Consider the following 22784-nt stretch of genomic DNA (forward strand, 5'->3'; position numbering starts at 1 on the left):
GGCGAGAGGCGCGCCCTCCGCCCTGCGGGCGCCGGCCGGGCGGGCGCCCCCGTCAAGCCGCCTGGCGGGGCGTGTGCACACGCTGTGCAAGGGGGTCAACTATCTGATAAAATTATATTATCAGAAATAGCGCGTGGAAAACGAACGTGGCCCGCGCGCCCGGTTTCTCCGTGCTCCACCGGGATCATCTCGCCACGGTGAAGGCGATCACGGACCATGCCGGGGTGCCGTCGGTGGTGCGCGCCTTCACGCCCTATGGCGACGGGGAGGGGCTGGAGACGGCGAAGCCGGGCGCGGCTCCGCCCGAATCGAAGGGCTATATCGGCGAGCGGTTCGACCCGGAGACGGGGCTGTAGCGCCCCGATGCGCGCCGTTCAGCGCCCGGGTTCCCCGGCCAGCCCGCGCGCCATGCGCCCGGCCAGCGCCTCCTCCCCTGCCGCGCGGAGGCCGGAGACGGCGCCCTGCAGGTCCCGCGCCTCGCGGTTCTGGCTCAGCTTCGACTTCGCCGTGACGCGGCGGACGGCGATGCGGAAGGCGACGATGCCGGCGAGCATCGTCTCCATGTAGTCCGCCGGCGCGTCGGCCATGCGCCAGGCCGCGTCGCCGTTCGCCCGCCGCTCCCGCCGGCTGGTGAGGAGGCCGACGGCGGCGCGCTTCGCCGGCTCGTCATGCTGGAAGGAGATCGCGCCGTGGACATGGACGACGCGGTAATTCCAGGTCGGCACCACGCGGTGATGCTCCGCCTTGCCCGGATACCAGTTGGGGGAGATGTATCCCTCCTCCGCGCGGAAGATCGCCAGAACCTCCTGCCCCTCCGCGATCAGGCGGTGCATGTCGTTCCCGAGCGCGACATGGCCGATCATCTCGCCCGGCCTTCCGGGGAGGAGCGGGATGTGGTTCGCGATCAGGCCCTCCGCCGTCTCAGCCACGATGCAGGCGAGCGGGTGATCCTCGATCAGGCCGGCGACGGCGGCCTCGTCGGTTTCCCTGAAATGGTCGGGGAGATACATGGCCTTCACCTCGCCGCGCGCATGTGGGGTATCTGGATAGATTCCTGAATGGCGGCATAGGGTTGGATGCCCTGCGCACTGTGCGCATGGCCCCTCACCGGTTGCCCCGCCGGGCGAAGCGCGCCGCCTCTTCCGCCGCGCGCATCACGGCGCGGGCCTTGTGAATCGTCTCCATCCGCTCCGCCTCCGGGTCCGAATCCCAGACGACGCCGCCGCCCGCCTGCACATAGAGCGCGCCGTCCTTGATGACGGCGGAGCGGAGGGCGATGCACATGTCCATGTCGTCCGCCGAGGAGATATGGCCGACGCCGCCGGCATAGGGCCCGCGCTTCTCCGTCTCCAGCTCGTCGATGATCTGCATCGCCCGGATTTTCGGCGCGCCGGAGACGGTGCCCGCGGGGAGGCCGGCGAGGAGGGCGGCGAGCGCGTCATGGCTCGGGTCGAGCTCCCCCTCCACGTTGGAGACGATGTGCATGACGTGGGAATAGCGCTCAACGGTGAATTCCGCGGTGGGCCGCACGGTGCCGATCTTCGCGACGCGGCCGACATCGTTCCGCCCGAGATCGAGCAGCATGAGGTGTTCCGCCAGCTCCTTCGGGTCCGCCATCAGCTCGGCCTCCAGCGCCCGATCCTCCGCCTCATTCTCCCCGCGCCGCCGCGTGCCGGCGATGGGGCGGATGGTGACGATGCCGCCGCGGACCTTCACCAGCACTTCGGGGCTCGCGCCCGCAAGCTGGAAGCCGCCGAAGTTGAAGTAGAACATGTAAGGCGATGGGTTCGTCCGCCTCAGCGCCCGGTAGAAGGTGAAGGGCGGGTAGGGGAAATCGAGCCGCCAGCGCTGCGAGAGCACGACCTGGAAGATGTCCCCCGCCGCGATGTACTCCCGCGCCTTCGCGACCATGCCGAGATAGGCCTCGACCGGCGTGTTGGAAACGGGCGCGCCGATCTCCGCCGCCTCCATCAGCGCGCGATCCGCAGGAACCGGCCGGTCCAGCGCCGCCACGGCGTCGGAGAGCCGCTCCGCCGCCTGGGCGTAGGCGGCGCGGGCGGGCTGCCCCTCCCGCGCCCAGACGGGGGCGATCAGCGTCACCACATCCTTCACCGCGTCCATTACGGCGACGACGGTGGGGCGCATCATCAGGCTGTCCGGCAGGCCGAGCGGATCGGGCTTGCCCGTGGGGTAGGGGAGCCGCTCCGCCTGCCGCACCATGTCATAGCCGAAGAAGCCGAAGAGCCCGGCGGCGATGGGGGGAAGCTCCGGCGGCAGGTCGATGCGGCTCTCCGCCTGGAAGGCGCGGAGCGAGGCGAGGGGGGGCAGGGGATCATCCTCGAACGCGTCCTGGTCGTAGCGGGCGGCGCGGTTGAGGCTCGCACGGTCTCCGACGCAGCGCCAGATCACGTCCGGCTTCATGCCGAGCGCGGAATAGCGGCCCTTGATCTCCCCGCCCGTGACGGATTCGAGAAGGAAGCTGTTCTCCGCCGCGCCGGTGAGCTTCAGCATCAGCGAGACGGGCGTATCGAGATCGGCGGGCAGCTGGGTCCAGAGCACCTGGTTCTCGCCCCGCGCATGAGCCGCCTCGAAGGCGGCGTAATCAGGCCGGATCTCCATCAGAAGCAGCTTTTCGGGGGGCGATGCGGCACTTTGCGGGTCCTTCTGCGGCGCGTGGGCGCGCGGACCATAGGCGGAGGCTCCGGCCCCGGCAAGCGGCGGGGGCGCGGCGCTTGCGACCAATGCGACGGGCGGGCCGAGGCGGCTTCACAGCGGCGCCGCGCTCGCCTATGTCTGCGGGCGAAACCTTCAGGGAGAGCCGCCATGACGACTTTCAACGACCGCGAAAAGGCCTTCGAATCCAAGTTCGCCCATGATGCGGAGCTGCAGTTCAAGGTCGCTGCGCGGCGGAACAAGCTGCTCGGCCTCTGGCTCGCCGGGCCGCTGGGCGAGGCGGATGCGGACGCCTATGCGCGCTCGGTCGTCGTCGCCGACCTCCAGGAAGCGGGGGACGAGGACGTGATGCGGAAGGTCATGGCCGACATCGCCGCCAAGGGCGCCGCTGTCACCGAGGCGGATGTGCGCGCGAAACTCGCCGCGCTGGAGGCCGAGGCCAAGATCCAGATCATGAGCGAGATCGACTGAGGCGGCGTCGGCCGCCCCGGCCGCATCGGGCCGGGGCGCCTTCAGCCGGCGAAGGCGGCGCCGAGGGTGAGCGCGACCCATCCGAGCGCGAAAACCGACAGCATCACCGTGCGAAGCGTGAAGCTTCGGGGTTCGTTTTCCATCATCATCTCCGGGGTGGAGCGCCCCCAGCGGGGCCTGTGACGTTCAGATGGGGAGCCGATGGGGCCGCGCAAGCGCGGATCGCGCAATCGGCGCCGGGCCCGTGCAGGCCTGCACGTTTCCGTTACCCTTCGTCCTCCGGCCCGAAGACCCGCGCGAAGATCGTGTCGACATGCCTCGTGTGATGCGCGAGGTCGAAATTCGCCTCGATCTCCTCGGCCGTCATCGCGGCTGAAACCTCCGGATCGGCCTTCAGCGCCGCGAGGAAATCCGCCTCCTCCTCCCAGACCTTCATCGCGTTCCGCTGCACGAGCCGGTAGGAATCCTCCCGGCTCACGCCCTTCTGCGTCAGCGCGAGGAGCACGCGCTGCGAATGGACGAGGCCGCGGAAGCGGTTGAGGTTGCGCTCCATGTTATCGGGGTGGACGACCAGCTTCTCGATCACGCCAGTGAGGCGGGCGAGCGCGAAATCGAGGGTGATCGTCGCGTCCGGGCCGATCATCCGCTCGACCGAGGAATGGGAGATGTCCCGCTCGTGCCAGAGCGCGACATTCTCCATCGCCGGCAGCGCATAGGCGCGGACCATGCGGGCGAGGCCGGTCAGGTTCTCGGTCAGCACCGGGTTGCGCTTGTGCGGCATGGCCGAGGAGCCCTTCTGGCCGGGGGAGAAGTATTCCTCCGCCTCCAGAACCTCGGTGCGCTGAAGATGCCGGATCTCCACCGCCACGCGCTCGACGGAGGAGGCGATCACGCCGAGGACGGCGAAGAACATCGCGTGCCGGTCCCTCGGGATGACCTGGGTGGAGACGGGCTCCGTCTCCAGCCCGAGCTTCGCGGCGACATGCGCCTCCACCGCAGGGTCGATATTGGCGAAGGTGCCGACGGCGCCGGAGATCGCGCAGGTCGCCACCTCGGCCCGCGCCTGTGCTAGGCGGGAGCGGTTGCGGTCCATCTCCGCCCAGGCCTGCGCGAGCTTGAGGCCGAAGGTGGTCGGTTCGGCATGGACGCCGTGGCTGCGGCCGATGCAGATGGTGAACCTGTGCTCGAAGGCCCGCCGCTTCAGCGCCTCGCAGAGATCGTCCATATCGTCGAGCAGGATATCCGCCGCGCGGACGAGCTGGACGTTGAAGCAGGTGTCGAGCACGTCGGACGAGGTCATGCCCTGGTGGACGAAGCGCGCCTCCGGCCCGACATGCTCGGCGAGATGGGTGAGGAAGGCGATGACGTCATGCTTCACCTCGCGCTCGATCTCGTCGATGCGGGCGACGTCGAACTCGACATCCTTCGCTTTCCAGACCGCCTTCGCCGCGCTTTCCGGCACCACGCCAAGATCGGCCAGCGCGTCGGTCGCATGGGCCTCGATCTCGAACCAGATGCGGAACTTCGTTTCCGGAGACCAGATGGCGGTCATTTCCGGGCGGGAATAGCGGGGGATCATCGGGGGCCTCGGCTCGCTGCTGGCCGGGGTGTAGCGCCGGGCGGCGGGGCTGTCCACCGCCCGGCGCGAAGGTCAGAAGTAGAGCGAGAGGTCCCTGTGGTTCGCAACGCAGGCGGCGAGGAATTTCGCCTGATCCTCGGTGAGATCCGCCTGGGCCCGGGCGCCGATCGTGTCCCTGATCCCGTCCAGATAGGCCTGAAGGCCGGGAGCGGCCTCCCGCCACGCGATCTGCTCCTGATAGGCCGCCATGGTGGCCTCATGCGCCGCCAGCGCATCCTCGATGCTGAAGGAGCGTTCGCGGAGCGCGCGGCGGGCCTTCGCAAGCTCGGACCGCACGTCGCCCGCCCCCTCGATGGCGCCGAGCCGGCTTTCCATCTCCTGCACGGCGGCTTCGAGCGCCGGTTGGTCCGCCTCCGTCCCTGCGGCGATCACGTCGCGGAGCGCGGCGAGATCGGCTCCGATATCGAGATAGGCCGGCGTCGCCTGCAGCGTGGCCAGGACCTTGGCGGGATCGTCATAGGCCTTGTCCGCGTTGCGGGTGAAGAGTGTGCGGGCGTCATCCTCCGCCTTGGTGAGCTTGGCGAATTCATCATGCACGCTGTCCCATTCGGCGGGTATGAGGGACTCCAGCCGCGCCTTGTCTGTTTCCAGCACTGCGAGGCGCGCCTCCAGCTCCGCCCGCCGTTCCTCGATGTCGTCGCCGCGAAGCCGGCTGAGCTGGACCCGGATGCGCTCGATCTCCTCCGCTTCGTCACGGATCAGGCGTTCATAACCGCGCACCTCGGTCAGGATCGGGCGATAGGCCGGGGCGGCGGCTTCCACAGCCGCGATTCCCTCGTAGATGGCGGCGAGGGCGGATGAGGCCGTCTCCGCCGCCTCGAAGCCTCCGGTCGCGTCCTGCTGGAGCGAACGGGGCAGGGGCGAGAGATCGAGCGTCTTCGCCGAGGCGATGGCCGCCATGGTCGCCCCGCCGTCATTGCCCATCGTCTCCCGCACATAGTCCGTAAGGCAGGCCTGGAGCCGCGGGTTGCGCGGCGGCGGCGCCGTTTCCGCCAGAAGCGAGGACCGGGAGGGCAGGTAGTTCACGAGCGGCGGATAGAGGCCGACGATGACCAGCGCGGTCAGCTGCAGCGCGATGAACGAGATCACGCCACGATACATCTGCACCGTCCGCACCGTCGCCGGGGCCACGCCGCGCAGGTAGAAGAGCGCGAAGCCGAAGGGCGGCGTGAGGAACGATGTCTGGATGTTGAGGCCGATCATCACGCCCAGCCAGACGGCGGTGATGTTCGCGCCGGGATCGGACAGCAGGATCGGCGCAACGATCGGCACCACGACCACGGCGATCTCGATGAAGTCGAGGAAGAAGCCGAGGATGAAGATGACGAGCATCACGACGATGAACTGCGCCCAGAAGCCGCCCGGCAGCGACTGGAGGAAGTCCTTCACCAGATCCTCGCCGCCGAAGGCGCGGAAGGCCGAGGTGAGCATCGCGGCGCCGAGGAGGATGATGAAGACGAGCGAGGTCGTCTTCGCCGTCTCGACCATCACGCCCTGGAGCGTGCGGTTGAAGCGGAACGTGCGGATGCCGCTCCAGGCGAGGGCTGCGATCAGGAAGAGGACGCCGATCACGCCGATCGTGATGCCGAAGGAGTCTTCCGGCGACGTGACCGACTTGATGTTCATCGTGTAGTTCGTCGTCGCATAGGCGACGATCGCGAGCCCGATCGCGGCGAGAATCGCCGGGATATAGGCGCGGAGCCCGCCCGACGGATGCAGCCGGTAGCCGGCCATGATCATGGCGCCCGCGGCGCCGATGGCGCCGGCCTGGTTCACCGTGGCGATGCCGGCGATGATCGAGCCGAGGACGAGGAAGATCAGCGTGAGCGGCGGCACGAGGGTCACGAAGACCTCGACGAGGAACTTCCGGTCCCACTCGCCCTCGTAATGCACGGCCGGCGCCTTCGAGGGCCGGATCAGCGCATAGGAGAGAATGAAGATCATGTAGAGCGCGACGAGCAGGAGGCCCGGAACCATCGCGCCGAGGAACATCTCGCCCGCCGAAGTCGAGCTCACGTCGAACACGGAGGGCATGGAGAGCTCGCCCGTCGCCTCCTTGTGCAGCGCCTTGCGGAGTGTCGAGGCCTGGTCGGTCGCGGAGGCGAGCTGGTCCGCGAGGATGATGAGCACGATGGAGGGCGGGATGATCTGCCCGAGCGTGCCCGACGCCGCGATCGTGCCGGTTGCGAGCGACGGCGAGTAGTTGTTCCGCAGCATCGCGGGCAGGGAGATCAGGCCCATCGCCACGACCGTCGCGCCCACGATGCCAGTGGTCGCCGCGAGAAGCGCGCCGACGAAGACGACGGAGATGCCGAGGCCGCCGGGCACCGGCCCGAAGAGCCGCGCCATCGTGACCAGCAGGTCCTCCGCGATCTTCGACTGCTGGAGCATGATGCCCATGAAGATGAAGAGCGGAATGGCGATCAGCGTATCCCGGTCGACATCCCAGTAGACGCCCCGAAGGTTCGTCACGCCCGCGGACAGCCATTGCGAGGGGCCGCCGGTATGGAAGTAGGCGTCAGGATTCTCGGCGAAGACCCAGCCGGCCGCCGCAGCGAGGCCGATGGAGATGATCGCGGCGCCGGGCAGGGCGAAGGCCACCGGATAACCGGAGCCGAGCGCCGCCGCCATCAGGACGACGAGGAGGGCGAGAAAGAGGAGTTCCATGTGCGCGCCCTCACTGAGCCGAGGCGGACGCCGGTTCGCGCCGCCCCGGTTCGTCGCGAATGTCCGCGACCGCTTCGAACAACTGGCTGACGAACTGGATCAGCATGGTGACGGCGAAAATGCCGAGAAAGGCGGCCATCTGGTACTTGATGTACATCCCGGATGTTCCGGTCTGCGAGATCTCGAAGCTGGAGATCGGGCTGTTGATGACCGATGTCTTGCTCGCGAAACCGATGGCGATGATCACCCAGCAACTCGTGATCCCGAAGCAGATCGCGCCGATCGCGTTGGCGCGGCCCTTGGCGCGCTGGGAGAAGCCGGCGTAGAGAACGTCGACCCGCACATGCCCTTCCTCGAGCAGCGTATAGGCGGAGGCGAAGAGAAAGAGGGCGGCGTACCAGTAGCGCACGAGGTCGCCCATCAACGCCTGCTCGTACGAGAAGATGAAGCGGGAGAAGACGATTCCGAGTTCGGCCACCACGATCAGAAGCGTGAGCCAGGTGAAGCCGAGCGTGCGCGTGAAGAGCCCGAAGACGAAGCCCAGAGCGATCAGCGGGGCATGGAAGGTCGGCGCGAGGAAGCGCGACTGCCCGTAGAGGATGGCCGTTTCGGCATCCATGAAGTTGGTTAGGAAGCCTTCAGCGCGGACGAACGCGATGGCGGCGTCTACGACCCCGACGAAGAACACCGCCCAGAAGAGCGAGCGGATCAGATAGGCGTTGAAGGCGGTGATGCGCGCAGCGTCCCGCCGCAGCGGGGTCGATCCGCTCGAAAGCACCCAGAACGCCGCCAGCGCGAGGCCGACCAGGTAAAGCGCCGCCATCGCGACGCCGCCCCCCGACAGAATCGCCCGGGCGCCCTGAAAGTCGAGCCAGACGACGCAGACGTTCTCTATCAGATATGCGGCGAGAATGGCGAGCATGCCCCAGCCGAAGAGCCGGAGCACGGGGGCTGGCGCCCCGCCTTTCGCCATGGCGGCGCTCATGTCTGTCATGCGGAAACCCTCGCCTGTCCGTTCCGCCGCGGGGTTCGATGGCCGCCGGCGCAAGAGTCACAGGAAGGGCGGGGCCGAAGCCCCGCCCTGAACCGCCCCTCCGGCGCCGAAGCGCCGGGCGGGGCGGGGATCAGAGGCCCAGAACGCGGTTGCGCTGGCGGACGAAGGTTCCTTCGAACTTGTCCATGAAGCCGCCGACCTGACGGAGCGTCGCCTGGAAGCTGTCGTCGATCTTCGCGGCGAGCGGGGAATGCGCCCGCGTCTCCTCGAAGACCTCCGCGGCGGCGTCGCCGAACGCGTCCCAGACGTCGTCATTGAAGGCGGCAACCTGGACGCCGTGATCGGTGATCAGGCGGTCGAGATAGATGCCGTTGTTCGCCATGTTCTCCTCATGGGAGTCGGCCTGCTCCTTGTGGCAGGCGGCGCGGATCACGGCCTTCTCCCAGTCCGTGAGCGTGCCGTACCACGAGGCGTTCATGCCGAAGGCGATGCCGCCGCCCGGCTCGTGCATGCCGCCGGTGTAGTAGATCTTGGCGGCTTCGTAGAACTTCATGAAGTAGTCGTTGTAGGGGCCGACCCACTCGGTCGCCTCGATCGCGCCGGAGACGAGGTTCTCGTAGATCTGGCCGCCGGGGAGCGACACCGTCGAGGCGCCGAGCTTCGCCATCACCTGGCCGCCGAGGCCGGGGATGCGCATCTTCAGGCCCTTCAGGTCCTCCGCGGAGTTGATCTCCTTGTTGAACCAGCCGCCGGCCTGCGTGCCGGTGGAGCCGCACATCTCGGACTTGATCCCGAACTCGCCGGAAAGCTCGTCCCACAGCGCCTGGCCGCCGGCGAACTTGATCCACGCGTTCCATTCCGGCGTCGTCATGCCGAACGGAACGGCCGTGAAATAGGCGTAGCCCGGGTGCTTGCCCGTCCAGTAGTAGTCCGCGCCGATATAGGCCTGGCTGTTGCCGGCCGCGACCTCGTCGAGCACGTCGAAGGCGCCGACACGCTCGCCCGCCGCGAAGTACTCCGACTGCAGGCGGCCTTCGGACAGCTCGGTGATGCTGGCGGCGAGGCGCTGCGCCGAGATGCCGAGGCCCGGGAAGTCCCGCGGCCATGTCGAAACGATGGTGATCGTCTTGTTGGCCTGCGCGATGGCGGGGGCGGCGAGGGCGCCGGCGCCCGCGAGCGCCGCGCCTTTGAGGAATAGGCGTCGTTCCATGGTTATCTCCCTGCTTTTGCGCCGTTGGACCCGGCGCAATCCGTGCATGTGACGTAGAACAAACCTGTCATGTTGCCAAGCGGATTAGGTTCGCCGGTCACGCTGTGGGACGCCTCCGGGCCCGTGTCAGTCATGGCGCAACAGGGTGATGCGGCAAGCCGCACACGGCGTCGACGCCACGTTTCCGCCATGCCTTCAGGTTCTGGCGTCCATGCCCCGGACGCGCTTGAAAAAAATAGCTTCTTCACGTCTCCTGCCGGAACTCGTCGCCGGAACAAGGCGCACAGACAAGGGAATGGAAACATGGAACGTCGCACTTTTATCACCGGCGCCGCGCTCGCGGGCGCCGGCGCCCTGGCCGCTCCGGCCGTCGCGCAGCAGCGCAAGACGATGACGGTCGTCTCCTCCTATCCGAGGGACTTTCCGGGCATCGGCACCTCGGTGCAGCGGCTGATGCAGCGAATCGTCGAAATCTCCGACGGACAGATCCAGACGGAGTACTTCGCCGCAGGCGAGCGCGTGGGCGCCTTCGACGTGCTCGACGAGGTCGCCTCGGGGAACAGCCAAGCCTATGTCTCCAGCGACTATTATTTCGCCGGGAAGCATCCCGCCTACAACTACTTCTCGACCGTGCCCTTCGGGATGACGGCGCCGGAGATGAACGCCTGGATCAAGTTCGGCGGCGGGCAGGAGCTCTGGGACGAGATCGCCGGCGGCTTCGGGGTCAAGTGCATCCTTTGCAGCAACACCGGCACCCAGGCCGGCGGCTGGTTCAACAAGGAAATCAACTCGCCTGAGGATCTGAAGGGCCTCAAGATGCGCATCCCCGGCCTTGGCGGCGTGGTGATGGCGAAGCTCGGCGCCTCGACCGTCGCGCTTCCCGGCGCGCAGATCTACGAGAACCTGGTCTCGGGCTCCATCGAGGCGACGGAATGGATCGGGCCCTATAACGACTACTTCATGAAGTTCTACGAGGCCGCGAAGTTCTACTACACCGGCGGGATGCACGAGCCGGGGACTGCGGCCGGGCTGGGAATGAACGCCTCCTGGTACGGCTCGCTCTCAAACTGGGAGAAGCACGTCATCCGCGCGGCCTGCCTCGAAGAGAACGGCAACGCCTATGACGAGCTCTCGGCGCTCAACGGGGCCTACCTGAAACGCATGATCGAGGAGAACGGCGTGCAGGTCCGCGCCTTCAACGACGATCTCTGGGACGCGTTCGGAGACGCCGCCGCGGAAGCCTACGCCGAGGTGCGGGCGCATTCCGATCTCGCCGTGCGGATCGACGACAGCTACCAGTCCTTCCTCCGCACGGTCGGCGCCTCCGCCTCCCAGTTCGAGGGCACGTTCCTGAGGCAACGCAACCGGGTTCTCGGGATCGCCTGAGGCGGCATCGGGGGCGGCGCCGTTCGCGCCGCCCCTTCCGACCGTCCTGTGAGATTGGTCGCATTGCGGGAAACGCGGCTTTGCGGCCGCGGCGGCGTGCGTCTATCCTTCCGTCGGGAGGTTTTCGGAAATGCCGCAGGGCGAAGTCACGGCCGCATACGACACTCAGCCGGCCTGCGCCTGCGCGCTCTGCGCCGCCGCCTCGCCTGTCGGCGAGCAGACCGCGCGCGCGACCTCCGCCCCGGTGGACGGCACGGTCTTCGACGCGGACCAGGCGGTCGACGGCCTTCTTTCCGGGGTGAAATGGGCGACGACCTCGCTCACCTTCAGCTTCCCCGATTCCGCCTCCGACTACGCCTATCGCGGCTATCTCAATGTCCGCGACACGTTCGCCCCGGCGACGGAGGGGCTCGCCTCCGCCGCGCGGGCCGGTTTCGCCTTCTTCGCCGAGGTCAGCGGGCTCGAATTCACCGAACTGACGGGCGCCGCGGACGCCGAGGCCGACCTGATGATCGGCCGCTCCGCCGCGCCCGGCACGGCCTTCGCCTATTTCCCCTTCTCGGGCGACGAGGGCGGCGACGCCTGGTTCAACCGGACCGACTTCAACGATCCGGTCTCCGGCAGTTACGCCTGGGCCACGGTGCTGCACGAGATCGGCCATGCGCTCGGCCTGAAGCACGGGCACGAGACGGGCGGCGCCGGCGCCGTGCCCTATGCGTTCGACAGCCATGAGTTCACGCTCATGACCTATCGCTCCTATGTCGGGTCGCCGGGGAGCGCCTATACGAACGGGTCCGCGAGCGGGCCGCAGACCCCGATGATGCTCGACATCGCGGCGGTCCAGCGGCTCTACGGCGCGAATTTCGAGCATCGGTCGGGGGATGACGTCTACGCCTTCACGCCCGGATCGGGGCGCATGGCGGTCAACGGCGTTCTTCAGGAGGAGACGCGGGGCAATGTCGTCTTCCGGACGATCTGGGACGGGGGCGGGGAGGATCTCTACGATTTCTCCGCCTTCGAGCGCGGGCTCGCGATCGACCTCGCGCCCGGCGGCTTCGTCGATCTGGACCCGGACGGAACGGCGCAGCGCGCCTGGCTCGGAGGCGGCGTCCATGCGCGCGGGCATGTCTTCAACGCGCTCGAATTCGAGGGGGACGCGCGCTCCCTGATCGAGCACGCGACAGGCGGCGGCGGGGCGGATCTCATCCTCGGCAACCGCGCGGGCAACCGGCTGGAGGGACTGGGCGGGGACGATTCGCTCGACGGCCTCGCGGGCTCGGATACGCTTGCCGGCGGTGCGGGGGCCGACCTTTTCCGGTTCGATCTCGGTTATTCTGCTTTTGGCGACGTGGACCTGATCCTCGATCTCGACTTCGGCGAGGGGGACAGGATCGAACTTCTCGGCCTGCCCGAGGAGGTTGTCGCCGGCTCCTTCTTCTTCGGGGCGGGCGGCGGGGCGACGATTTCGAGCCTGGAGGACCTGCGGGCGCTTTCCGGCGCCGGGGGCTTCACCCTCGCGGAGGCGGAAGCGGGGGCGGCGGCGCTCGTTCTCTCGGCGGAGGCGCTGAGCCAGACGATCATACTCGGCGCCATCGCCTTCTCCGATCTCTTCGCCGACCCGGCGGAGCCGGCGGCCGCAGACGCGGCCGACTCCGATACGACGACCGTCAACGCGCCCATGGCGGAGCTGGAGACGCCAAGCCCCGCAGCGCCGGAGCCCGAGCCGCCCGCCGAGCTGATCCCGGTCGATCCGCTGGAAGAACCCGTCGCGGAGGAGCCGGAGCCGCCCGCGGAACCCGTCCCGGTCGATCCGCTGGAAGACCCTCTGACGCAAGACCCGGAACCGCCGGTCGAGCCCAGGTTGAAGGACCCTGAGGACGAGCCGCGGGCGTCGGACCGGGAGCCGACGCAGGAAGATACGGCGGACGAGTCTCGCGCGGAGCCGGAGCCCGTTCCTCCGCCTCCGCTTCCCCCGGCCCCGAATCCGGTCGAACCGGCGCTTGTCGATTCCGACCTCTCGGTCCCGGTCGATATCGGCCGCGACGCGCCGCCGCCCGTGCGTATCCGCGGAGCCGCATCGGACGAGACCCTGACGGGCGGCGCCGGCGACGAAATCATCGCCGGGCGGGGCGGAGACGACAGGGTGCGCGCGCGGGGCGGCGACGATACGGTGAAAGGGCAGGCCGGAGCGGACACGCTGAACGGGGGCGGGGGCGACGACATTCTGAAGGGCGGCGCCGCCTCCGACCGGCTCTTCGGAGCCGCGGGCGGCGACCGGCTCGTCGGCCAGCGCGGAGATGACGCGCTGCGCGGCGGCGGCGGAGACGATGCGATCCGCGGCGGCGCGGGGGCGGACAGCCTCTGGGGCCAGGCCGGCGACGACGAGCTGACCGGCGGCGCCGGCGGGGACCGGTTCTTCTTCCGCCCCGGCGCCGGCGACGACATCATCACGGATTTCACGCAGGGCGCGGACCGGATCGTCATCGCCGGCCCCGGCGCCGCCTTCGGGGCGCTCCTGATCGAGGAGGGCGCGGAGGGCGCCGTCATCCGCTTCGCGGACTATTCCGTCACGCTCGCGGGCATGGAGGCCGCAGCGCTTTCGGCGCAGGATTTCCTGTTCTGAGGCGCCTCAGTCCGGCGAGACGGGGGTCGGGTCCGGTTTCTGCAGCTCTTCGACGGGGAGCTGTTCCGGCGCGTCCGTCACCCGCCAGGCGCCGCCCCGGAAATACTCGAACGGCGTGAACTTCGCCTTGTAGTCCATCTTCCGGGAGCCGGGGACCCAATAGCCGAGATAGAGATACGGCAGGCCCGCCTGCCGCGCGATGGCCACATGGTCGAGGATCATGTGGACGCCGAGGCTGCGCGAGGCCAGATCGGGCCGGAAGAAGCTGTAGACCATCGACAGACCGTCCGCCATCACGTCGGTCAGGCAGGCCGCGATGAGGCCGCCGGCCTCCGCATCGTGATACTCGATCACGCGCGTCCGCACCGTCGTCTCCTCGATCATCGCGGCGAATTCGCAGATGTCCATCTCCGCCATGCCGCCATCGGCGTGGCGCGAGCCGAGATAGGCGCGGAAGAGCTCATATTGCTCCTCCGTCGCCCAGGGCGCGCAGGTCCGTCGCTCGACCGTCCTGTTGGCCTTCAGGACGCGGCGCTGGGAGCGGCTCGGCTCGAACGAGGCGACCGGGATCCGAACGGAAAGGCAGGCGCCGCATTCCGAACAGGCAGGCCGATAGGCGACGGACTGGCTGCGCCGGAAGCCGCGCAGCGAGAGCGTGTCGTTCATCCGCCGCGCATCGGCACCGCGCAGCGTCGTGAACAGCTTCCGCTCCTGCCGCCCGGGAAGGTAGGGGCAGGGCTGGTTCGCCGTCAGGAAGAACTGCGCGGTGATGTTCTGGTTCAGATGGGTCATTCAGGCTTCGGACGGGCGGTGACGCGGCGCGAGAAAGGTATCAACGCTTCAAGCCCCTGTCACGCCGGAGAATTGATCATGGTTGAGCCAAATGGAAGGTCATGCAGGCCCCGGCCCATGGCGGAGCCGGCCATCAGGATCGCGGAGACGAGCAGGAGCGGCGCGAAGGCGACGACGACATAGAAGAGAAGGGTGTGCCCGATCGCGTGCGGCAGGTCGAACCTCTCGCCGTCCCGCCGCCTGAGTTCGATCGCCGTGAAGCGCATGCCCCAGGTCGCGGAGCGGTTCGCGAGGGTGGAGACCCGATAGATCAGATCCGCCGCCGCGACGACGAAGCCGAGCAGAAGAAAGCCGAGGCCGAGCGTCAGAAGGCCGACGAGCAGCGCGAGGCCCCAGACGAAGACGAGATCGAGAATGAAGGCGAAGAGCCGGCGCGCCGGGACGCCCGCATAGAAGCGGCGCTCCGTCTCCGGATCGGGGAGCCCGCCCCGCCCTTCCAGCCAGCCCGCCACGCCTTCGTTCATCGCCATGCGTTCTTCCCTTCGCCTCTCACCGGGCACATGGCCCCGGCGGCGGGGCGGCGCAAGTCAGGGCGTTGCGAGCGGGATCGCGCCGGCGGCGCCGCAGATCGCGGGGTCGGGCGGGCGCGCCGCGTCCTCCGTCCGTCCGGAATAGGGAATGGCGGCGAGGACGGCGCGGATCGCGGCGATGCGCGCGCGGCGCTTGTCGTCCGCCCGGATCACCGTCCAGGGCGCGACGCCGCTGTCGGTGCGGCGGAACATCTCCTCGATCGCGGCGGAATAGTCCGGCCAGCGGTCGAGCGACTGATAGTCAATGGGGGAGAGCTTCCACTGGCGGAGCGGATCCTCCTCCCGCGCGAGGAAGCGGGAGAGCTGCTCGGCGCGGCCCACGGTCAGCCAGAACTTGAAGAGGCGGATGCCGTCATTCACCAGCATGTCCTCGAATTCCGGGGCCTGGTGGAAGAAGATCTCGCGCTCCGCATCGGTGGAAAATCCGAAGACGCGCTCGACCACGGCGCGGTTGTACCAGCTGCGATCAAAGAACACGATCTCGCCGGGGCCGGGCAGGTGCTGGATGTAGCGCTGGAAATACCATTGCCCGCGCTCCGTGTCTGACGGTTTTGCGAGCGCGACGATGCGCGCGCCGCGGGGGTTGAGATTCATCGTGAAGCGGCGAATTGCGCCGCCCTTGCCCGCCGCGTCCCGCCCCTCGAAGACGAGAGCGACGCGCTCGCCCGTCGCCTTGATCCAGGACTGCAGCTTGACGAGCTCGATCTGGAGCGCTTCGAGCTCGCGGTCATAGGCCTTCTTCTTCATCCGGTCCGGGTGGGGATAGCCGGCGTCGAGGAACTCGTTGGACTTTGCGAGCTGAATGGCCTTGCGGATGGATTTCGGGGCCCGCTTCTCGAAATAATCCCTGATCTCGCCCATCGGCCCGCATCTCCTCGCAATGTCCGGTGGAAGAATGCCGCCGGCGGACGCGCCCGTAAAGGCTCGGGCCCGCCCCGCGGCGGCGGCGCCCGGCCTCTTCCGCCGCTGCGGGACGAATCATTTACATAACCGGAAATATGGTTATGTTGGCTGCATGACGGAGATCGCCCATCACGCTCGCGCGCTCGCCGCCCTCGGCCACGAGGCGCGCCTCTCGATCTTCCGCCTCCTCGTGAGGGCGGGGGAGGAGGGGCTGAGGGTCGGCGATATCGGCGCGCATCTCGGCCTCGCGCCCTCCACGCTGGCGCATCATCTCTCCACGCTCGTCGATGCGGGGCTGGTGCTGCAGGAGCGGCGGGGGCGGGAAGTGTTCAACAGCGTCGACTTCCCGGCCATGCGCCGGGTGCTCGGCTTTCTCACGTCGGAATGCTGTTCCGGCGTCGTGGTCACGCCGGCGGAGAGCGCCGCGTGAAGGTTTCTTGTCGCCCTGAAACAACCGGAATTCCGGAGATTTGGACATGACCGACGCCTCGCTCCCCGTTCCCGGCCCCTTCGCCGCCCTGCGCCGCGTCGCGAGGGAGCAGCAGGTCTGGCTCGTCTCCGCGCTGATCCTTGTCGCGCTCGCCATGTTCGACACGCCTCAGGCCGGGGCGAGCGCGGGCTTCGCCTTCGATGCGCTTCTGAGCACGGGGCCTTACCTCATCCTCTCCATCGCCATCGCCGCCTGGGCCGGCGCGACCGGGGCGGACAACCTGATCGCCAAGGCCTTCACCGGCGCGCCGCTCGTGATGATCGGCGTGGCCGCCCTCGCCGGCGCCATCTCGCCCTTCTGCTCCTGCGGGGTGATCCCGCTGATCGCCGCGCTTCTGGCGATGGGCGTGCCGCTCTCCGCCGTCATGGCCTTCTGGCTGGCCTCGCCGATCATGGACCCCTCCATGTTCGTGCTGACGGCGGGGGTGCTCGACCTTGAATTCGCCGTGGCCAAGACGCTCGCGGCCATTGGCCTCGGCGTCTTCGGCGGGCTCGTGGTTCATGTCCTCGCCCGCGGCGGGGCGCTGTCCGATCCTCTGCGCGAGGGCGTAGGCAATGGCGGCTGCGGCGGGGCGCGGGTGCGCGCGCCGAAGCCGGTCGTCTGGCGGTTCTGGGCGGAGCCGGAGCGGCGCGCGAAATTCGGCAAGAACGCCCTCACGACCACGCTCTTCCTCGCCAAATGGCTGACGCTCGCCTTCATCCTCGAAAGCCTGATGCTCGCCTGGATCCCGGCGGAGACGGTGACGGCCGCTCTGGGAGGGCAGGGGCTCCTGCCGATCCTGACGGCGACGCTGGTGGGCGTGCCGGCCTATCTGAACGGCTACGCCGCGTTGCCGCTGGTCGGCGGCCTGATCGAACAGGGCATGGCGCCGGGCGCCGGCATGGCCTTCCTCGTCGCCGGCGGCGTCACCTCGATCCCGGCGGCGATGGCGGTCTGGGCGCTGGCGAGGCCGCAGGTCTTCGGCCTCTATATCGGCCTGTCGCTGACCGGCGCCTTCGCCTCGGGCCTGCTGTTCCAGCTCTGGGCGGCGCTGTGAAGTCGAAGGCGCGCCGTCACCCCCAGCCGACGATCCCCTTCACCTCGCAGAAGTCGCGGATGCCCCAGTCGGCGTATTCGCGCCCGTTGCCGGATTGCTTGTAGCCGCCGAAGGGCGCGAAGGTGTCCCATTCCGGATAGTTGAGGTTCACCGTGCCCGCGCGGAGACGCCGGGCGACCGCGCGGGCCTCTTCCGGAGCGCCGGAAACGAAGGCGGCGAGGCCATAGACCGTGTCGTTCGCGATCTCCACCGCCTCATCGAGGTCGTCATAAGGCATGATCGAGAGGACGGGGCCGAAGATCTCCTCCCGCGCGACGGTCATGTCGTTCGTCACGTCGCCGAAGATCGTCGGCTGCACGAACCAGCCGCGATTGAGCCCCGCCGGGCGCCCCGGCCCGCCGCAGACGAGCGTCGCGCCCTCGTCGATCCCGGCCTGGATCAGCCGCTGCACCTTCTCGAAATGGACGCCCGAGACGAGCGGGCCCATCGTCGTTTCCGGGTCGCGCGGGTCGCCCACGACGACGGCGCCCGCCGCCTCCCGCGCGAGCGCCAGCGCCTCGCCGTGGCGGGCGCGGGGCACCAGCATGCGGGTCGGCGCGTCGCAGCTCTGCCCGGTATTGCCGAAGCAGCCCTCCACCCCGCCGGCCACCGCCGCCGCGAGATCGGCCGAGGGCAGGATGATGTTGGGGGACTTGCCGCCAAGCTCCTGCGCCACGCGCTTGATCGAGGGCGCCGCGGCGGCGGCCACCGCCGCGCCCGCGCGGGTCGAGCCGGTGAAGGACATCATGTCGACCCCCGGATGGGCGGAGAGATACGCGCCGACCTCCGCGCCCGTCCCGTTCACGAGATTGAAGACGCCCTTCGGAACCCCCGCCTCATGGCAGATCTCGGCGAAGAGCACGCCGGAAAGCGGCGCGATCTCTGAAGGTTTCAGCACCATCGCGGAGCCCGCCGCCAGCGCGGGCGCGACCTTGCAGACGATCTGGTTCATCGGCCAGTTCCACGGCGTGATGAGGCCGCAGACGCCGATCCCCTCATGCACGATCCGCGTCGTCCCGCGCATCGTCTCCCACTCCATCTCCTCCGCCGCGCGAATCGCGGCTTCGAGATGCACCTGCCCGGCCCAGGCCTGCGCCGCCCGCGCCCATTCGATCGGCGCGCCCATTTCGAGGGACATGACCTGCGCGAAGTCCTCGTAGCGCGCGTTATAGACGTCGAGCAGGCGCTTCAGCACGGCGATGCGCGCGGCGGGCGGCGTTTCGCACCAGCCGGGAAAGGCGGCGCGGGCGGCGGCCACCGCGCGGTCCACATCCGCCGCCGATCCGAGCGCGACCTCGGCCACGATCTCCTCCGTCGCCGGATTCTCGACGCCCAGCCGGTTCGCCGTTGCGGGTTCGACCCAGGCGCCGTCGATGTAGAATTTCAGCATGTTGTCGGGGATCATGGCGGGTTCTCCGGCAAAGGCGGGACAGGGGTGAGGCTTCGCCTGGAGTCTAGCCCGGTGCGGGCGGCGCCGCCATCCCTTGCGGCCCCGCGATCTCCCGGCGCTTGCCTAAGCGTTCGCTTCGGCGATATGTTTCTTTGAATATAACCAGAAGGGGAACTCCCGGATGCCCTCACGCTTCGCCCCCGCCGCGCTCGCCGCCGCGCTCTGCCTCGGCGCAGCCACCGTCGCGGCGGCGGAGGTGGTCGTCTTCGCCGCCGCCTCGATGAAGACGGCGCTCGACGAGTTCGCGGCGAAGTGGATGGAGGAGACGGGCCATTCCGTCGTCGTCTCCTATGCCGGGTCGAACGCCCTCGCGCGGCAGATCATCGAGGGCGCCCCGGCGGACATCTTCCTTTCCGCCGCCGTCGAATGGATGGACGAGGTGGAGAAGGCGGGCCTGCTGGCGGAGGGAACGCGGACCGATCTCTTCGGCAACAGCCTTGTGCTCGTCGCCCACGGGAAGGATGTGCCCGCCGTCGCCGTCTGGCCCGGCCTCGACCTTGCGGGAATGCTTGGCGAGGAGAAGCTCGCGATGGCGCTGGTGGAGGCCGTGCCGGCCGGGCGTTACGGCAAGGCGGCGCTGGTCTCGCTGGGCCTCTGGGAGAGTGTCGCGCCCTCGGTCGCGCAGGCCGACAATGTGCGTGCCGCGCTGGCCCTCGTCTCCATCGGCGAAGCTCCGTTCGGCGTCGTCTACGCGACCGATGCGGCGGCTGACGACAACGTGTCGGTCGTGGGCGTGTTCCTGGAGGGCAGCCACCCGCCCATCGTCTATCCCGGCGCGCTTCTCGCTGATGCGGGGGACGAGGCGGACCGCGCCTTCTTCGCCGCCCTCCGCTCGCCGGAGGCGAAGGCCGCCTTCGCCGCGCAGGGCTTCGCGATCCTCGACTGAGCCGCCGATTCCCTGGCGCGCTCGCTTGCGCGGGGAAGGCCCCTCCGCTACCAGACAGGCGCGGGCGCGCCGCCGGACTTCGCGAGTTCTCGCGCCCCGCGCCGCCCGGGAAGAGAAAGCCGCACGAGCCGCGCGGAGCGCCGATGTCCGAACCCGAAGTGAACGAAGCCCTCGCCGCCGCCCACGGGCTGAAGCCGGAGGAATACGCCCGCATCCTCGAGATTTGCGGCCGCGTGCCGAGCTTCACCGAACTCGGCATCTTCTCCGCGATGTGGAACGAGCATTGCTCCTACAAGTCGTCGAAGAAATGGCTCCGCACCCTGCCGACGAGCGGGCCGCAGGTGATCTGCGGACCGGGGGAGAATGCCGGCGTGGTGGACATCGGGGAGGGCGACGCGCTCGTCTTCAAGATGGAGAGCCACAACCACCCCTCCTATATCGAGCCCTATCAGGGCGCGGCGACCGGAGTAGGCGGCATATTGCGGGACGTGTTCACGATGGGCGCGCGGCCCGTCGCCGCGATGAACGCGCTTTCCTTCGGCCGGGTGGACCATCCGAAGACGAAGCGCCTCCTCGCCGGCGTCGTGGCCGGGATCGGCGGCTACGGCAACGCCTTCGGCGTGCCGACCGTGGGGGGCGAGCTGCGGTTCCACACCGCCTATGACGGCAACTGCCTCGTGAACGCCTTCGCCGCCGGGCTCGCGCGGGCGGATGCGATCTTCTACTCCGCCGCCTCCGGCGTCGGCATGCCGGTCGTCTATCTCGGCGCCAAGACGGGGCGGGACGGGGTGGGCGGCGCGACGATGGCGAGCGCCGAGTTCGACGACACGATCGAGGAGAAGCGCCCGACCGTCCAGGTCGGCGACCCCTTCACCGAGAAGCGGCTGATGGAGGCCTGCCTCGAACTGATGGCGACCGGCGCGGTGATCTCGATCCAGGATATGGGCGCGGCCGGCCTCACCTGCTCGGCGGTGGAGATGGGGGACAAGGGCGGCCTCGGCATCCGCCTCGACCTCGACCTTGTGCCGGTGCGCGAGACGGGGATGACCGCCTACGAGATGATGCTCTCCGAAAGCCAGGAGCGGATGCTCATGGTCCTCCGCCCGGAGAAGGAGGCGGAGGCGAAGGCCGTTTTCGACAAGTGGGATCTCGACTTCGCCATCGTGGGCGAGACCATCGCGGAGGATCGGTTCCTCATCCTCCACAAGGGCGAGGTGAAGGCGGACCTCCCGCTCCGCACCCTCTCCGGCTCCGCCCCGGAATATGACCGCCCCTGGGTCGAGACGCCGAAGCCCGCGCCCGCCGGCCCCGCCCCGGCGCTGGAGATGGACGAGGCGCTCCGCCGCCTCCTCGCCAGCCCGAACCTCTCCTCCCGCCGCTGGGTCTGGGAGCAGTACGACCACATGGTGATGGCGGACACGGTCATCCGCCCCGGCGCGGACGCCGCGGTGGTCCGCGTCCACGGCAAGCGGAAGGCGCTCGCCTTCACCTCGGACGTGACGCCGCGTTATTGCTTCGCGGACCCGTTCGAGGGCGGCAAGCAGGCGGTGGCGGAGGCCTACCGGAACCTCTCCGCCACCGGCGCCCTGCCGCTGGCGGCGACCGACAACCTGAATTTCGGCAATCCGGAAAAGCCCGAGATCATGGGCCAGTTCGTCGGCTGCGTGAAAGGGATCGGCGCGGCCTGCGAAGCGCTGGGCGTCCCCATCGTCTCCGGCAACGTCTCGCTTTACAACGAGACGGACGGCCGGGCGATCCTCCCGACGCCGTCCATCGGCGCCGTCGGCCTTCTCCCGGATGTCGAGCGCGTGGTCCGCATCGCCCCGAAGGCGGGGGACCGGATGATCCTGATCGGGGAGACGCGGGGGCATATGGGCCGCTCCGTCTACCTTGCGGAGCTTTTCGGGCGGGAGGAGGGCGCGCCGCCGCCCGTCGATCTCGAAGCCGAGCGCCGCGCGGGCGAGCTTGTCCGCGCCCTCGGGGCCGAGGGGCTCCTCTCCGCGGCGCACGATCTCGGCGACGGCGGGCTCGGCCTCGCGGCGGCGGAGATGGCGCTGGCCGGCGGGGTGGGGGTCGTCCTCGCCTCCGATCCGTCCATGGCGATGCAGGAATGGTTCTTCGGGGAGGATCAGGCGCGCTATCTCCTCGCCGTCTCCGCCGATGACGAGGAGGCGGCGCTGGACCGTGCGGCGGAGGCCGGCATCCCCGCCCGCACCGTGGGCAGGGCGGGGGGCGACCGGATCGTGCTTGGCGACCGCGCCCTGCCGCTGGCCGAGGCCCGCTCCGCGCATGAGGGCGCGCTGCCCGCGCTGATGGCCTGAGCAAGCGCGGATCTGAACCGTTTGGACGCCCCCTTGCATGGCTTGGCCGGTGCTCTCCGAGAGCGCCCGGCGGATCAGACCCGCGGCTGATCCGCCCGCGGCCGCCGCCCCCCGGCGGCCGCGTTTCCGCGCCCGCCGCGGCGCCCGCAGTCAGATATTCGACCGACGCGGCGGCTTGGCGCCCCTCGCCCTGCGGCTTGCGCCTCCGGGCGACGGCCTCTGCGGCCTTCCACTGGAAGGCCGCTTGCCGAGGCCGGGGAGAGAAACATCAGCCGCGCCTTGCTTCCGCCCGCGCTGATGGCCTGAGCCCTCCTTGCGCGCCGCGCGCCGCCGGACTACTTTTTCCCGGAAGCGACGCGCATGGGGGTCTTGCCGGATGGCGATGGAGGCGACAGCGATCAAACGGCTCATTCTTGAGGCGTTCCCGACCGCCCGGGTGGAGATCACCGACCTCGCCGGAGACGGCGACCATTACGCCGCCACCGTGACGGCGGAGGAATTCCGCGGCCGGAACCGGGTGCAGCAGCACCAGATGGTCTACGCCGCGCTGAAAGGCCGTATGGGGGGCGAACTCCACGCCCTCGCCCTTACAACCCGCGCCCCCGATTGAGGAG

General features: G+C 69.1%; 19 protein-coding genes. 9 read left to right on the forward strand and 10 right to left on the reverse strand.

The features are described 5' to 3' along the window. Positions 1-146: 146 nt before the first annotated feature. Entirely contained in the window at positions 147-356 is a 210-nt protein-coding gene (locus ACE37J_RS03360; protein WP_409707014.1) for a hypothetical protein, read from the forward strand. Positions 357-374: 18 nt separating this feature from the next. Here ACE37J_RS03360 and ACE37J_RS03365 read toward each other — a convergent pair whose 3' ends face one another. Together ACE37J_RS03365 and trpE are read right to left on the reverse strand one after the other, a co-directional pair. Further along, a complete protein-coding gene (locus ACE37J_RS03365; RefSeq protein WP_409707017.1) occupies positions 375-1010 on the reverse strand; it encodes an FMN-binding negative transcriptional regulator in 636 nt (211 codons plus the stop codon). Positions 1011-1104: 94 nt separating this feature from the next. Continuing rightward, the gene (gene trpE, locus ACE37J_RS03370) at positions 1105-2619 is read right to left on the reverse strand and encodes an anthranilate synthase component I (RefSeq protein ID WP_409707020.1); all 1515 of its coding nucleotides are present in this window, start codon (positions 2617-2619) and stop codon (positions 1105-1107) included. 204 nt (positions 2620-2823) lie between these two features. Here trpE and ACE37J_RS03375 point away from each other — a divergent pair, with 204 nt between their 5' ends. Further along, positions 2824-3144 (forward strand): DUF1476 domain-containing protein, encoded by a 321-nt coding sequence (locus ACE37J_RS03375; protein WP_409707023.1) that lies wholly within the window; start codon positions 2824-2826, stop codon positions 3142-3144. Positions 3145-3409: 265 nt separating this feature from the next. On the opposite strand, the gene purB is transcribed toward ACE37J_RS03375, so the two are convergent. From purB to ACE37J_RS03395, 4 genes are all read right to left on the reverse strand, one after another. Then, positions 3410-4723, reverse strand: coding sequence for an adenylosuccinate lyase (gene purB / locus ACE37J_RS03380; RefSeq protein WP_409707026.1), 1314 nt, complete (start codon positions 4721-4723; stop codon positions 3410-3412). A 72-nt stretch (positions 4724-4795) separates the two neighbouring features. Beyond that, positions 4796-7450, reverse strand: a complete 2655-nt coding sequence (locus ACE37J_RS03385; RefSeq protein ID WP_409707029.1) for a TRAP transporter large permease subunit — start codon at positions 7448-7450, stop codon at positions 4796-4798. A gap of 10 nt (positions 7451-7460) precedes the next feature. Next, positions 7461-8444 (reverse strand): TRAP transporter small permease subunit, encoded by a 984-nt coding sequence (locus ACE37J_RS03390; RefSeq protein WP_409707032.1) that lies wholly within the window; start codon positions 8442-8444, stop codon positions 7461-7463. A gap of 130 nt (positions 8445-8574) precedes the next feature. Continuing rightward, positions 8575-9654 (reverse strand): TRAP transporter substrate-binding protein, encoded by a 1080-nt coding sequence (locus ACE37J_RS03395; protein ID WP_409707035.1) that lies wholly within the window; start codon positions 9652-9654, stop codon positions 8575-8577. A gap of 303 nt (positions 9655-9957) precedes the next feature. On the opposite strand from ACE37J_RS03395, the gene ACE37J_RS03400 reads away from it, so the two are divergent. Both ACE37J_RS03400 and ACE37J_RS03405 read left to right on the forward strand, forming a co-directional pair. Beyond that, complete coding sequence (locus ACE37J_RS03400) at positions 9958-11040, forward strand: TRAP transporter substrate-binding protein (RefSeq protein ID WP_409707038.1); 1083 nt, start codon at positions 9958-9960, stop codon at positions 11038-11040. 130 nt (positions 11041-11170) lie between these two features. Then, positions 11171-13663 (forward strand): M10 family metallopeptidase, encoded by a 2493-nt coding sequence (locus ACE37J_RS03405; protein WP_409707041.1) that lies wholly within the window; start codon positions 11171-11173, stop codon positions 13661-13663. 6 nt (positions 13664-13669) lie between these two features. Here ACE37J_RS03405 and ACE37J_RS03410 read toward each other — a convergent pair whose 3' ends face one another. The 3 genes from ACE37J_RS03410 to ppk2 are packed head-to-tail and all read right to left on the reverse strand — an operon-like array spanning position 13670 to position 15906. Then, entirely contained in the window at positions 13670-14455 is a 786-nt protein-coding gene (locus ACE37J_RS03410; protein WP_409707044.1) for an arginyltransferase, read from the reverse strand. 59 nt (positions 14456-14514) lie between these two features. Beyond that, positions 14515-14985 carry an RDD family protein gene (locus tag ACE37J_RS03415; protein WP_409707047.1) on the reverse strand — a complete coding sequence of 157 codons (471 nt, stop codon included), beginning with the start codon at positions 14983-14985 and terminating at the stop codon, positions 14515-14517. A gap of 57 nt (positions 14986-15042) precedes the next feature. Then, positions 15043-15906 carry a polyphosphate kinase 2 gene (gene ppk2, locus ACE37J_RS03420; protein WP_409707050.1) on the reverse strand — a complete coding sequence of 288 codons (864 nt, stop codon included), beginning with the start codon at positions 15904-15906 and terminating at the stop codon, positions 15043-15045. Between the two features lie 154 nt (positions 15907-16060). On the opposite strand from ppk2, the gene ACE37J_RS03425 reads away from it, so the two are divergent. Beyond that, entirely contained in the window at positions 16061-16378 is a 318-nt protein-coding gene (locus ACE37J_RS03425; RefSeq protein ID WP_409707053.1) for an ArsR/SmtB family transcription factor, read from the forward strand. 46 nt (positions 16379-16424) lie between these two features. After that, a complete protein-coding gene (locus tag ACE37J_RS03430) occupies positions 16425-17474 on the forward strand; it encodes a permease (RefSeq protein WP_409707056.1) in 1050 nt (349 codons plus the stop codon). A 16-nt stretch (positions 17475-17490) separates the two neighbouring features. Here ACE37J_RS03430 and ACE37J_RS03435 read toward each other — a convergent pair whose 3' ends face one another. Further along, positions 17491-18918: an aldehyde dehydrogenase family protein gene (locus tag ACE37J_RS03435; protein ID WP_409707059.1), complete on the reverse strand. Its 1428-nt coding sequence runs from the start codon at positions 18916-18918 to the stop codon at positions 17491-17493. Positions 18919-19084: 166 nt separating this feature from the next. Here ACE37J_RS03435 and modA point away from each other — a divergent pair, with 166 nt between their 5' ends. From modA to ACE37J_RS03450, 3 genes are all read left to right on the forward strand, one after another. Then, entirely contained in the window at positions 19085-19849 is a 765-nt protein-coding gene (gene modA / locus ACE37J_RS03440) for a molybdate ABC transporter substrate-binding protein (protein WP_409707062.1), read from the forward strand. Between the two features lie 143 nt (positions 19850-19992). Next, positions 19993-22170, forward strand: coding sequence for a phosphoribosylformylglycinamidine synthase subunit PurL (purL, locus tag ACE37J_RS03445; RefSeq protein ID WP_409707065.1), 2178 nt, complete (start codon positions 19993-19995; stop codon positions 22168-22170). Between the two features lie 376 nt (positions 22171-22546). Next, a complete protein-coding gene (locus tag ACE37J_RS03450; protein ID WP_409707068.1) occupies positions 22547-22780 on the forward strand; it encodes a BolA/IbaG family iron-sulfur metabolism protein in 234 nt (77 codons plus the stop codon). Positions 22781-22784 lie beyond the last annotated feature (4 nt).

This window comes from Pikeienuella sp. (genome assembly GCF_046290545.1).
Lineage (GTDB): Bacteria > Pseudomonadota > Alphaproteobacteria > Rhodobacterales > Rhodobacteraceae > Pikeienuella.